Source organism: Patescibacteria group bacterium, from assembly GCA_028707065.1.
GTDB lineage: Bacteria > Patescibacteriota > Patescibacteriia > Patescibacteriales > WJLG01 > JAQTUZ01.
The window spans coordinates 127,150-138,861 of record JAQTUZ010000002.1; the positions used below are offsets into that span (position 1 = coordinate 127,150).

Annotated in this window: 13 protein-coding genes and 1 other annotated feature; of the genes, 10 read left to right on the forward strand and 3 right to left on the reverse strand. The window is 42.7% G+C overall.

What is annotated here, in order from left to right:
* Positions 1 to 63: 63 nt before the first annotated feature.
* Positions 64 to 240, reverse strand: coding sequence for a ferredoxin (locus tag PHE24_01525; GenBank protein ID MDD4901792.1), 177 nt, complete (start codon positions 238 to 240; stop codon positions 64 to 66).
* Positions 241 to 418: 178 nt separating this feature from the next.
* Here PHE24_01525 and PHE24_01530 point away from each other — a divergent pair, with 178 nt between their 5' ends.
* The 3 genes from PHE24_01530 to rplL all read left to right on the forward strand — a co-directional run bounded on the left by PHE24_01530 (position 419) and on the right by rplL (position 3,076).
* The gene (locus PHE24_01530; GenBank protein ID MDD4901793.1) at positions 419 to 1,303 is read left to right on the forward strand and encodes a hypothetical protein; all 885 of its coding nucleotides are present in this window, start codon (positions 419 to 421) and stop codon (positions 1,301 to 1,303) included.
* A 480-nt stretch (positions 1,304 to 1,783) separates the two neighbouring features.
* Positions 1,784 to 1,915: a sequence feature (ribosomal protein L10 leader region), on the forward strand.
* 95 nt (positions 1,916 to 2,010) lie between these two features.
* Positions 2,011 to 2,538 (forward strand): 50S ribosomal protein L10, encoded by a 528-nt coding sequence (gene rplJ, locus PHE24_01535; protein MDD4901794.1) that lies wholly within the window; start codon positions 2,011 to 2,013, stop codon positions 2,536 to 2,538.
* 142 nt (positions 2,539 to 2,680) lie between these two features.
* The gene (rplL, locus tag PHE24_01540; protein MDD4901795.1) at positions 2,681 to 3,076 is read left to right on the forward strand and encodes a 50S ribosomal protein L7/L12; all 396 of its coding nucleotides are present in this window, start codon (positions 2,681 to 2,683) and stop codon (positions 3,074 to 3,076) included.
* Positions 3,077 to 3,259: 183 nt separating this feature from the next.
* On the opposite strand, the gene PHE24_01545 is transcribed toward rplL, so the two are convergent.
* Positions 3,260 to 5,554 carry a hypothetical protein gene (locus tag PHE24_01545; protein ID MDD4901796.1) on the reverse strand — a complete coding sequence of 765 codons (2,295 nt, stop codon included), beginning with the start codon at positions 5,552 to 5,554 and terminating at the stop codon, positions 3,260 to 3,262.
* A gap of 203 nt (positions 5,555 to 5,757) precedes the next feature.
* Here PHE24_01545 and PHE24_01550 point away from each other — a divergent pair, with 203 nt between their 5' ends.
* The 7 genes from PHE24_01550 (at position 5,758) to atpA (ending at position 11,168) form a co-directional block, all read left to right on the forward strand.
* A complete protein-coding gene (locus PHE24_01550; GenBank protein MDD4901797.1) occupies positions 5,758 to 6,402 on the forward strand; it encodes a hypothetical protein in 645 nt (214 codons plus the stop codon).
* 218 nt (positions 6,403 to 6,620) lie between these two features.
* Positions 6,621 to 6,914, forward strand: coding sequence for an AtpZ/AtpI family protein (locus tag PHE24_01555; protein MDD4901798.1), 294 nt, complete (start codon positions 6,621 to 6,623; stop codon positions 6,912 to 6,914).
* A gap of 105 nt (positions 6,915 to 7,019) precedes the next feature.
* Positions 7,020 to 7,757: a F0F1 ATP synthase subunit A gene (locus PHE24_01560; GenBank protein ID MDD4901799.1), complete on the forward strand. Its 738-nt coding sequence runs from the start codon at positions 7,020 to 7,022 to the stop codon at positions 7,755 to 7,757.
* A 149-nt stretch (positions 7,758 to 7,906) separates the two neighbouring features.
* Entirely contained in the window at positions 7,907 to 8,137 is a 231-nt protein-coding gene (atpE, locus tag PHE24_01565) for an ATP synthase F0 subunit C (protein MDD4901800.1), read from the forward strand.
* 235 nt (positions 8,138 to 8,372) lie between these two features.
* Complete coding sequence (gene atpF / locus PHE24_01570) at positions 8,373 to 8,873, forward strand: F0F1 ATP synthase subunit B (protein ID MDD4901801.1); 501 nt, start codon at positions 8,373 to 8,375, stop codon at positions 8,871 to 8,873.
* Positions 8,860 to 9,453 (forward strand): ATP synthase F1 subunit delta, encoded by a 594-nt coding sequence (atpH, locus tag PHE24_01575; GenBank protein MDD4901802.1) that lies wholly within the window; start codon positions 8,860 to 8,862, stop codon positions 9,451 to 9,453. Before atpF ends, atpH begins: the two co-directional genes overlap by 14 nt.
* Positions 9,454 to 9,641: 188 nt before the next feature.
* Positions 9,642 to 11,168 (forward strand): F0F1 ATP synthase subunit alpha, encoded by a 1,527-nt coding sequence (gene atpA / locus PHE24_01580; protein MDD4901803.1) that lies wholly within the window; start codon positions 9,642 to 9,644, stop codon positions 11,166 to 11,168.
* Between the two features lie 278 nt (positions 11,169 to 11,446).
* Here the strand turns inward: atpA and PHE24_01585 are convergent.
* Positions 11,447 to 11,712: hypothetical protein (locus PHE24_01585; GenBank protein MDD4901804.1), on the reverse strand; the 266-nt coding region annotated here is incomplete at its 5' end.

An 11,712-nucleotide genomic window follows, 5' to 3' on the forward strand; every position in this document is an offset into this window, starting at 1 on the left:
ATTTCTGACTGTTTAACAAAAAAACGCCTTCTTTTCTGAAGACGTTTTTTTGAAAGTAAATACCTATTCTTCTACAAAAATTGCTTCTACCGGGCATTGGTCGGCGGCAGACAGGGCGCATTCGTGGTTGGCGCCGATGACGGTGGACTTGCCCGTCTCGTCCAATTTAAAAGTATCCGGGCAAACTTCGGTGCAGCGGCCGCAGCCGATGCATTTATCTCGGTCGACTTTGATAACCATAATTAGTTGATTAGTTTATTAGTGAACTAGTTTTTATTATAGCATATTAATTTTATAGAACGTAGTAAGTCAAGTTGATAAAAACGATTGACAAAATTGAAATTATATGATATGTATATTATATAAAAATGTTTTTTACAATCTACGGAAACTTTAAACTAAAACAATCGGAGGGTATATGTCTATCCTTGCTCGTTGTATTTTGGTCTTGTCATTTACAGCAGCCATCAGTCCTTTGACGGCAGAAAGCGAATCGGCGCCGAGAACAGGGATTTATATTGGCTACAATCGGAACACGCAATCGCCGCCGTCGGCCTTCGCCGTTTCCTGGACAGGGTCTGAATGGAAGAGTTTTGTGAGTGGAGGTTATATCGGTAACTTCAGTTTTTTACAGTGTGATACCGTGGCTTTTTGTAAAAACGTCTATTACAACGGCCACATTCCGGCGGAATATCTACAATGGCAGTATATTTGTAGGGCACCTGTGAACATTGACGATTATCCGTATGATTCTTCCGGCCTTTCAGGATTTTTTATGGCGAGCAGCTGCGGCATAGTCATTAACGGCCAGGGATATTTTTCTTATGGCATCGATAACGGAGAAATTTCGCTAAGCGCTAATTCTCTTGTCGGGGTTACGAGAGATTCTATCAGAATATGGAATGGAAGCGGTTGGATTCCTTCAAGCGACAGCATCCCGCCAAAGTTTGGCTGGGGTGAGAAAATTTTTTCCCGCAATTATACGCGCTTAAGTATCTATAACGGGTCAAAATATCGTGCTGACCTGAAGGGAAAGATTCAATTGGTTTACCGTGTTTCCGATACCAGTGATTTCATCTGTGTTCTTGGTACGGTTATGAATTTCAATGGAAGCAGCACCGGTGTTCGGAACTTCAAGCATCAAAGTCAAAGCTTACCCCTGATAAATAATAGTCGTTCTTTAGGGCAAGCCTTTGATATCATGGGCAGGCGCCTAAATGTACCCTTTAATGCTAATCATTATTTGGGAATGAGAGTAATAGGTTATAGAGACGGATTTAAGGCGCAAGTTTCTGTAAAGTAGATTTGAGGGTTATTCGTAATCTGCCCAGCGGCGGACGAATAACCCTTTTTTATTTCCTGACTTTTGATTGACAAATTAATTTAATTATGCTAATTTGAAATGCATTATTATTTTAATGTCAATAAAATTTACAAGGAGGAAGGCCGTGAAAAATTCTTATTGCGCTTTTAATTTGACAGTAGAGGAATTAAAAAGATTCTGTGCCGATTTTTACTCGGTAGAGTCAGCGAAGGTAACAATAGTTAAAATCATTCCGAGCGTGGGTCATCGCGGGTTTCATGTGTTCCTTAGAACGGATGATACTACTTCTGTTGATTTTTTGGAGGCATCCTTCCGCGATGGCCCCCTGCATGATAGTTGGGGCCAAAGGTTCAAAAAAGAGTAAACAAAAGTCAATTTCATTGACGATCCGTGGGGATTTTTTTCTCGCGGATTTTTTATTAACGCAGCCCTTGACGGGTTTTTTATATGTGTTATTATGAAATCAATCAAATAAAGCCATAGACAGCAGGCGGGGGAATCACCCCATTAAGACCTGCCGAGGCGAATTATAGATTCTCTATTTTTTGTTTTAATGTCTGTGGCTAAAACCACAGTTTTATTTTTTTAAAAATCAACATAACACACAGCACGTAACACATAACAGTAAAATTAATTTATTTAACTGTTGCATGTTATGTGTTATGTGATATGTGTTACGTGAAAATATGCCTAAAACAAGAGCGCAAAAGCAGGTGATTCTGGATGGGTTGACCGAAAAGGCAAAGAAGGCCAAGTCCGTTGTTTTCGCCAAGTTCAACAAATTGCTGGTCAAGGAAAACGAGGATCTGCGCCATCGCCTCAAGGCCGAAGGCGGCGAATATTATGTCGCCAAAAAGACTTTATTCAATCTGGCTTTCAAAAACAATCAGCAAGAGATTGATTTTAAAACCATGGACGGCCAAGTCGCGGCGATCTTCGGCTATCAAGACGAAGTTGCTCCGGCCAAAGTCGTGGATACTTTCCGCAAGGAAATGGAAGAGCCGAAGATATTTTTCTTGGGCGGAATTTTGGAGAATAAATTCATTTCCAAAGAGATGGTGGAAAGCCTGGCCAAGCTTCCTTCCAGGAAGGAATTATACGCCAAGCTGGTCGGCTCGATGAACGCTCCGGTTTCCGGTTTCGTCAATGTCTTGGCTGGCAATTTACGCGGCTTAGTCACTTGTTTGAAAGCGATTGGCGAGAAGAAAGCTTAAAATCTGATGCGAATGCCGCGAATTGGTCGCGAATGCCGCGAATGAATGCTAATAATATTCGCATTGATTAGCGGCATTAGCATAAATTTGCGGATTAGCATCAATCTTATAATAATCTATTAATAAAACTAATATTAAATCTATGGAAGACAAGAAGATCGAAGTTCCGGCCAAGTTTGAAAAATTGGTTGCGGAAATCGAAAAGATGAGCGTTTTGGACTTAGCCGAATTGGTTAAGATTCTCGAAGAAAAGTTCGGCGTTTCCGCTTCCGCCCCGGTAATGGCGGTAGCTGCCGGCGCGGCCGCGGCTGCCCCGGAGGAAGAGAAAGATTCTTTTAATGTCGAATTGACAGAAGCCGGCCCTAATAAGATCGCCGTCATCAAGGCGGTCAGAACCGTCACTGTGCTTGGTTTGAAAGAAGCCAAGGATCTGGTGGACGGAGCTCCGAAGATGGTGAAGGAAGGCGCCAAGAAGGAAGAAGCCGAATCCATCAAGAAGACCCTGGAAGCGGCCGGCGCGAAAGTGACTCTCAAATAGTGAATCTCTACAATAAAAAAGATGTTGTCGGAAGGCAGCATCTTTTTTTGTTGAGATATATCTCTACGAATTACGAATTATTACGAATATACGAATTATCTGATTGGCGGCTGAATTTAAAAATTCGTATATTCGTTTTTTATTCGTAGTTCGTAGAAAAAAAACGGATAGCTTTTCTTTTTCTTACTTGATTATCGGCACCGCCATCTGATATACCGAATGCTCGGCCAAAATGTAGATTTGCTTATCTTTGTCGTTGACCGCGAAATCCTTAACATCGTTTAAATCGGTAAAAATATATTGGGCCAGATACGCGCCTTTGTTGCTCCAGAGAACAAGACGCTTGGTGGCCGGTTCGAACACGAAGAAATAATCGGTGGTGACGATGAGGCGGCTGGCAGCCGTGATCGGCGGATCGACGGTGTTTAAAGTCAGATCCACTTTTTTGCCCTTGAGATATTCTTCCACTCGTCCGTCGCGATATAAAACATAGATATTGCCGTCAATAAAGATGCCCGAGCTGGAAGCGAGAGCGGCGGTCTGATTGAGCCATTTGGTTTTATTGATAAAGGAATCGGCGCTTCGGGTATAGCGGTAGATCTGGCCGAGATTTTTATCCAAAACATAAAGTTTGTCGCTGTAAGCCTGCAATCCGCTGATGTTATCTGTTGATGAAGGCAGAGTGATTTTCAGCAAGCTCGGCTGATCGGTTTCATCGAGTTGAAAGATGTTGTTGCCTGATAAATAAAAAATATTATTCTCCTGGCCGGCCGACGGAAAACCGATCGGACCGGAGGTGGCGACGCCCAAATTATAAACCGCGGTTACCATGTTTTGTTTGACGTCAATCTTGAAGATCGCGTCATTCTTGGCGTCGCCGGCATAAATAATATTGTTGTTCAAAAATAAATTTTGCGGATCGGCGGAGGGATTTAAGTTGGAAAAATCAGCGATCTTGGGCAGGCCGGAAATATTATTGATATTTTGGATCTTCAGCAATTGCTGTTTTTGCTTGTCGAAAAGAGCCTGAACCGATTGCCTCTTGCTGATTTCGGCCGCGGGTATCTGCGCCAATAAGTCTTTATTCAAATTAAAAAGCTGGCTGGCTTCGGTTTTATTGCCGTAAATAAAATCGGCATCGATCTTGTCCTGGTTCTTGCTGATCGAAGAAACCAGCGCGTTAAAATCCCGGAGTTTAGCTTCATCTTTGTTGCGTTGATTGGTGATCGCCAAATTGGCAAAGAAGATCGCGATGCAGATCAGAGCCACCACCAGGATTATTTTTATTTTTTTACCACTGATGACCAGCGGCGGCTTTTTTTCCGCCTTAGCCGAAGGATCGGCCGGGTTATCAAGAGCCTCATCATCATTGCGGCGGCGGAAAATTTGCGCCAGAGAAGAGAAAAAAGCCATGATTAATTTCCCGAATTTTTTAAAAAAGTCTTTGGTTTTTTCCGGCGAAACCAACCCGCTTCTTCGCTTAAAAAATATTTTTTCTTTCAAGAGGAACATCCCGCGCGACGGTTTGGTTTCTCGCGGTGCGGCTGCCGGCTCGCTCGGCTTGATTTTTTGGCTGATCGCTCTGGTCCATTTTTTAAGGTTGACGATCCCGGCCGGCGTCATGATTTCCTCGGTTTTTTCCTCGGTGCGCACGATTTCCGGCTTATAATCCTCGATGGTTATTTCTTCTTCCAGGCGGCTTTTCAGCTCTTCTCCGGAAAAAGTCGTGGCCACGGTATTTTTAATAATGATCCCCAAAAAGGAAACGTAGGAATTTATCTGCTCGAGCAAATTGCGGATCTGTTCGGCCGCGCCGGCGGGGGACAGTTTGGTGATGATCCTGATCAGCTGCTTATTGGACAAATATTCGGATAAAGCTTCGTTGATCGCCAAAAAATATCCGCCGATCGGAATTTTTCCGCTGACCACGTTGGAAAAAAGTTTATTGATATTGAGCGCTTCGGTTTCCGGAGCTTCGCCGACGTCGGAGATCTTGTATTCGATCTTTTCCATTTCCGGCTCCTCGCGGCCTTTCTGCTTGAGCGTGGTTTTTTCTTTGTAGATCAAGAGGGTTTTGTTTTTGCCCGTGCCGGAAAAATAGATTTCATTTTTATAGAGCACGCAGATGCTGACATTGAAGGCGTAAGGGCTGATTTTGATCTTTTCCTGGGTCAGAAATTCCGCCAAGTCTTTGTTGGTTTTAGCCAGCGAGCTTTCAAAAATGCTTTCCAAGGAGATCGATTCGATCCTTTCTTTTAAAATTACTTTTTCATTCTGATAATAATTGAAATTGATATTTTTTATCAAAAATTCCAGAATTTTGGGCGCTTCCGAGCCGGTCGATTGGATTTCGGCCAAAATAAAAAGCTTCCCGACCAAGGCCTCTTTCTGGTTGTCAGGCTGGGCGATAAAAATATCGCTGGCTGTGCCGGATTTTTGCTCGTTATTCAGTAATATCGAAGCTATTTTGTAATACATTTTTTAGGGCATTTTAACTCAAAATAAACCGTTTATCAATTGACGGTTCCTTCATTGGTGTATTATACTATAAATTAGTTAATTAGTTAAGTAGTTAATTGGTTGTATTTTTTTATAGTTAAAATCGGGTTACGACCGGTAATTACACGAATAACTCCGCAAAATTGTAAACTAATTAACTAATCAACCAATTAACTAATTTTATGCTTTCTAAATTATTCGGTTCCAATTCCCGAGTCAAAATATTAAAGGCTTTTTTGTTTCATCCGGATGAAAGATATTATATCCGGCAGCTTAGCCGTGATTTAAGTTTGCAAGTCAATTCGGTGCGCCGGGAATTGGAAAATTTGGAAGATTTCGGCTTATTGCTTTCGGAATCGAGTAACGGCGCGGAAAACCAAGAGGGGTTGATCGAGGCGAGAAGTTCTGATCGCTCCACCTACGCTAAGGCTTCGGCGGACAAGCAGGAAAAAAAATATTTCCGCGTCAACAAGGATTTTCATTTGTTCGAAGATATCAAGGGTTTGATCATCAAGTCGCAGCTTCTGCATAAGGACGATATTTCCAAGGATCTCTTGAAAGCCGGCAGCATAAAATTGCTCGTCTTGACCGGAGTTTTCGTTAACGATTTCAAATCGCCGACCGACATGCTGATCGTCGGCAAAATAAATAAAGACCGCCTATTGAAAATTATTCGCGATTTGGAAAGGGAATTAGGGCGTGAGGTAAACTTCACGCTGTTATCGGCTACGGAATTCAAATATCGCCGCGATATCGCCGATATTTTTCTTTATGATCTTTTGGGAAAGGAAAAGATCATCGTGATTGATGAAATCGGCATCAGTTGAGTATTGTTAAATTGTTAAATTGCTACATTGTTGCGCGACGAGAAAACATAGTTAAGAGATGATTTAAATCGTTGCGTAACAATTTAACAATGCAGCAATGCAACAGTTATAAAATCTAGTTATTGACCAGTTGAAAATTGTTTGATAAAATATATCTCTAAGAAAACATTCAATCCGGCTCCAGCAGGGCAGAGGATTTTGTTTTTTTAAGCAAAAACATGGAGCGAGAAAATGACGAAAAATCCGGTGGTGTAAAAAATTTTGCTCTTGGAATGGCGCTTTATAGCAGCGCTTCAATTCTGGGACCGATAATTTTTTTTGGCGTTATCGGTTATTTTTTGGATAAGGCTTATAACGGCAAACATTTGATCCTGTTGGTTTCCGTTTTCATCGCTTTTATTATCAGCAATATCTTAATCTTCCGCAAAACTTTCGCGGTCATGGCTGAACTGAAAAAATTCCACGGCAACGGCAAGAACGGATATGATGACGATAGTGATGACTGGCGGTGAAAATTATTTAAATATTTAATTGTCGCATTGTTACATTGCTGCATTGTTACGCAACGAAATTAATGCGTTAATAATTTAGCACTTTAGCAATGTAACAATGTAACAATGAAATTAGAGATTTCCATAGCTCCAGAAGCAGTATTTCACATCGGTTCCTTTCCCGTAACCAATTCTTTTTTATTGATGATTGGCGTAACTTTATTTTTGATCGTCTGTGTAATCGTTTTGAATAAAAAGATCAGGATGGTGCCGAAAGGTTTTCAGAATCTGGTCGAGATGCTTTTTGAAGGCGCGCTGGATTTTGTCGATACGATTATGCTGGATAAGGAGAAGTCGCGCAAGGTTTTTCCCTTCGTTTTTTCCTTGTTTATCTTCATTTTAGTCGCTAATCTGGTTAATTTTATTCCCGGGCAGTCGGCTTTGACTATTAATGAAGGAGGAAAATTCGTTCCGGTGTTGCGCGGCGTGATGGCGGATTATGGCATGGTTTTCGTCCTGACGATGATTTCTTTCATCACGGTGCAGGTTGTCGGCGTGATGATGTGCGGGCCGTTCGGCTATCTGGGAAAATTTTTCAATTTCCACAGTCCGATCAAGCTTTTTGTCGGAATGCTCGAGCTGGTCGGAGAATTTGCCAAGATCTTATCCCTATCTTTCCGTTTATTTGGAAATATTTTCGCCGGTGAAGTCTTACTGTCAGTATTTTTATTTTTATTTCCGTTCTTATTGCCCTTGCCGTTCTTGGCTCTGGAATTGATCACGGCCGTCATCCAAGCTTTCGTCTTTGCCGTTTTGACGCTGGTGTTTATAAAAATGGCTGGCGAAACCGCCGAGTCACATTGATCAGCTGATTGGGCTTGTATTGTAATACTAATCCACGAATACATACTAATATAACGAATGCTTGCCAAGCATTTATTCGTCATATTAGTATGTATTCGTATGACATTAGTATTGCATTGAGAAAAAATTAACTAATAAAATATAAAACTATGGATGCACAAACATTTAAACTCTTAGCTGCTGGTTTGGCCATCGGTTTGGGAGCCATCGGTCCCGGCATCGGCCAGGGCATGATCGCCGCCAAAGCCCTGGAAGCTATCGGCCGCAATCCGGAAGCCAACTCCAAGATCACGCCGTTGATGTTCATCGGTTTGGCGATCGTCGAATCTTTGGCCATTTACGCCCTGGTCATCGCCTTCCTGGTCCTCTTCCTTTTCTAAAAAATAGACCAGTTCACCTCTCTAATAAAGTACGGAGGGGTGAATACGTTTACTTTTTATAAAATAGTTTTTGCATTAATTCGCTTGGGTATATAATGCGAACCTACGAATTGTACGCGAATACTACGAACTTTACGAATCGAATATTCGCGTGTATATGTTCGTAGTATTCGACACTAATTTGTAGTATTCGCATTATATGCGAAGTTTGATTAAGTATTAAACTAAAAATATTATGAAAATATTTTCCGCTTTCGGTTTAGACATCAAGATCCTCATCGCCCAATTGATCAACTTCGGCATTTTGCTTTTTATTTTGTGGAAGTTCGCTTACAAGCCGATGTTCAAGATTTTGGATGACCGCAAGAAAAAGATCGAAACCGGCATTGAGAACGCGGTTAAAGCTGAAGAAAAACTAAAAGAGATGGGCGAGGAAGAGAAAAGAGTGATAATTGAAGCCAAACGCGAAGCTGCCAAATTTTTAGAACAGGCCCAAAAAGACGCCGAGGAAAGCCGTAAAAAGTCGATCGAGAAAACCAAAGAAGAGATCGGCCAGATGATCAATAAGGAAAAAGAAGATATGCGGATGGAAAAGGCGGAAGTCCTGAAAAGCATCAACCGCGAAGTGGCCGACCTGGTCGTTGCGACGGTGGAGAAAGTTCTGGTTGAAAAAATGGATGGTAAAAAAGATGAAGAATTAATTAAAAAAGCAATTAAGGAAGTTGAAAAGAAGTAAGAAGTATGAAGTTAGAAGTAATAAATTTTTTGTCATCCTGAACGGAGCGAAGCGCAGTGAAGGATCTATCATTCGAGAAGCTCGTATTGCAACGATAAAAATTTTTGTTGATGATGTTCGCGCTTCGTATAAAATAGATCCCTCTCCGCCCTGGGCGGATCGGGATGACAAAGTGATTATGAAAATCACCGCCAAACAATACGCCACCGTCCTGTTGGAAAGTCTGGAAGGCAAGAACGAAAAGCAGATTGGGGAAACTTTGCAGAAGTTCGCCGATGTTTTGCGCGCCAATAATCATCTGTCATTGCTCGGCGGTATCATCAGATTTTTCAATGAAGCCTGGGATAAGAAAAATAATACGGTGGAAGCGGAAATCGTGACGGCCAGAGAAATTAGTAAAACTGCGATCGCCGAATTGGAAAAATTCATCAAATCCCGCGCCGGGAGCGATAAGGTTGAAATGTCAGAAACGATCGATCCAAGTTTGTTAGGCGGGGTAATTCTAAGATATGGAAATAAATCACTGGATTTGAGTTTGAAAACAAAATTGGCAGATTTGAAACGACAGATTGTAAATTAAAATAGTCATCCCTCCGCCATGCAGCAGTCTCGCGAAGCGGACTGCTGCGGTAAGGGCGACTGCGTAAATTTCGTCGCAGTCCCGCGGCGGAGACTGCGACGGGGCAAGCGAAACGTAAGATTAAGATATAACCCATAAAATTAGTCAAAAATTAATAATTTGTAATTAATAATTTATAATTGATTTATATGTCCAACACTAAAGATTTCATCATTGAAGAATTAAGAAAACGGATCGACGGTTTCAAATCCGAAGCCGGTGAAAAGACTTTCGGCCGCGTAATTTCGGTCGGCGACGGCATTGCTAGAGTGTCCGGTTTGGGCGACGCGATGATGTCGGAAATGTTGGAATTCAAATCCGCGGCCGGCTCCCGTTTCGGCGTGGTTTTGAACTTGGAAGAAGATTCGGTCGGCGCGATCATTCTGGATGAAACTGAAGGAATTAAGGAAGGGGATGAAGTGGTGGCATTGAAAAGAATTTTGGAAGTTCCGGTTTCCGAAGCTATCATCGGCCGCGTTTTAAATCCGTTGGGCAAAGCTTTGGATGGCCGAGAAGAAATCAAGACTGATAAATTTTATCCGGTAGAAAAAGTCGCTCCGGGCGTTATCACCCGCGAAAAAGTTAGCAAACCTTTGCAAACCGGCATCAAAGCCATCGACGCGATGATCCCGATCGGCCGAGGCCAGCGCGAATTGATCATCGGCGACCGCCAGATTGGTAAGACCGCGATTGCGATCGACACTATCATCAATCAGAAAGGCCAGGGCGTGAAATGTATTTACGTCGCGATCGGCCAGAAGGAATCGAAGATTGCCGGCATCGTCGCCAAATTAAAAGAAGCAGGCGCGATGGAATATACCACTATTATTTTGGCAGGCGCCTCTGACCCGGCTTCCTTATTATATATCGCTCCGTTCGCTGGCAGTGCGATGGCCGAATATTTCTTGGACAAAGGCGAAGATGTTTTGATTATTTATGATGATCTGACCAAGCATGCCGCGTCCTATCGCGAATTATCTTTGCTGTTGCGCCGTCCGCCGGGACGCGAGGCTTATCCGGGCGATGTGTTTTATCTCCATTCCCGTTTGTTGGAACGCGCTTGCAAATTAAATAAGGATTTCGGCGGCGGTTCGATCACGGCTTTGCCGGTGATTGAAATCCAGTCCGGCGACGTGTCCGCTTATATTCCGACCAATGTCATTTCCATTACCGACGGCCAGATCTATCTGGTTCCGGATTTATTTTACCAGGGCAACCGTCCGGCCGTGGATGCGGGTATTTCCGTTTCCCGCGTCGGCTCGGCCGCGCAGATCAAGGCGATGAAAAAAGTTGCCGGCAAGATGCGTTTGGAAGTGGCGCAATATCGCGAGTTGGCGGCTTTCGCCCAGTTCGGTTCGGATTTGGATGAAGATACCAAACGCAAACTGGAACGCGGCAAGCGGATCGTGGAAATCCTGAAGCAGGGTCAGTATGTGCCGATGCCGGTGGAAGAACAGGTGGCGATTTTCTTTGCCGTCACTAACGGTTTAATGGATGATGTGCCGGTAGATAAGATCGTTGAGTTCGAACCGAAGATGGTTGAATATGTCAAAGCTCGCGGCGCCGATGTCTTGAAAGCGATCAAAACTTCCGGCGAACTTTCCGATGACACCAACGCGAAGTTGAGGAAGTTGATAGAGGATTTTAAAGAAACGCTGGACTACGTCCAGAAGTAAGAAGTTAGAAGGAAGAAGTTAGAAATATAATCCGAACCTACGAAATATCCGAATACTACGAACATTGATTTACGAAAATCCTTTTAATTTTTTGTCATCCTGAGCGCCGCGCGAAGGATCTATATTGAATAAAATTTGATTTTCTTCGATCAAAATTTTTGACGATCAGTATAGAATTACTCGGCTAATAGATCCTTCGTCAGGGACTCAGGATGACAAAAAGTGAGGGTGACAAAATAAAAAAAGCGGCCCATGGGATGAGCCGTTCTTGTATGTAATCAGCATTCTTGGAGTACGAATTGCAACCTTGTTTCTTCATCTGTTTGATTACGGATTGTCAGGTTGTGGGTTTGAGCGATAAGTTCAACACCATTCCTTATTTGAAGGGCGTGATCTATGAAATTACTGGGAAAGTCTTTATGATTTATCTCAGGGTTGTCAGATAAGAATGGCTTGAAAAGGCAGACTGATTCGTAATAATTTTTGGATTTTGGGTAGCGAAACAAAAGTTTTTTTCCGTTCGCCTGCGCTAAACTAATGTTCC

What these genes read in the sequence shown, in the direction of transcription:
- rplL (MDD4901795.1), top strand. Translation starts at nt 2,681, where the DNA reads ATGGAAGACAAGAAGATCGAAGTTCCGGCCAAGTTTGAAAAATTGGTT.
- PHE24_01530 (MDD4901793.1), top strand. Translation starts at nt 419, where the DNA reads ATGTCTATCCTTGCTCGTTGTATTTTGGTCTTGTCATTTACAGCAGCC.
- atpF (MDD4901801.1), top strand. Translation starts at nt 8,373, where the DNA reads ATGAAAATATTTTCCGCTTTCGGTTTAGACATCAAGATCCTCATCGCC.
- atpA (MDD4901803.1), top strand. Translation starts at nt 9,642, where the DNA reads ATGTCCAACACTAAAGATTTCATCATTGAAGAATTAAGAAAACGGATC.
- atpE (MDD4901800.1), top strand. Translation starts at nt 7,907, where the DNA reads ATGGATGCACAAACATTTAAACTCTTAGCTGCTGGTTTGGCCATCGGT.
- PHE24_01555 (MDD4901798.1), top strand. Translation starts at nt 6,621, where the DNA reads ATGGAGCGAGAAAATGACGAAAAATCCGGTGGTGTAAAAAATTTTGCT.
- rplJ (MDD4901794.1), top strand. Translation starts at nt 2,011, where the DNA reads ATGCCTAAAACAAGAGCGCAAAAGCAGGTGATTCTGGATGGGTTGACC.
- PHE24_01545 (MDD4901796.1), bottom strand. Translation starts at nt 5,554, where the DNA reads ATGTATTACAAAATAGCTTCGATATTACTGAATAACGAGCAAAAATCC.
- PHE24_01525 (MDD4901792.1), bottom strand. Translation starts at nt 240, where the DNA reads ATGGTTATCAAAGTCGACCGAGATAAATGCATCGGCTGCGGCCGCTGC.
- PHE24_01550 (MDD4901797.1), top strand. Translation starts at nt 5,758, where the DNA reads ATGCTTTCTAAATTATTCGGTTCCAATTCCCGAGTCAAAATATTAAAG.
- PHE24_01560 (MDD4901799.1), top strand. Translation starts at nt 7,020, where the DNA reads ATGAAATTAGAGATTTCCATAGCTCCAGAAGCAGTATTTCACATCGGT.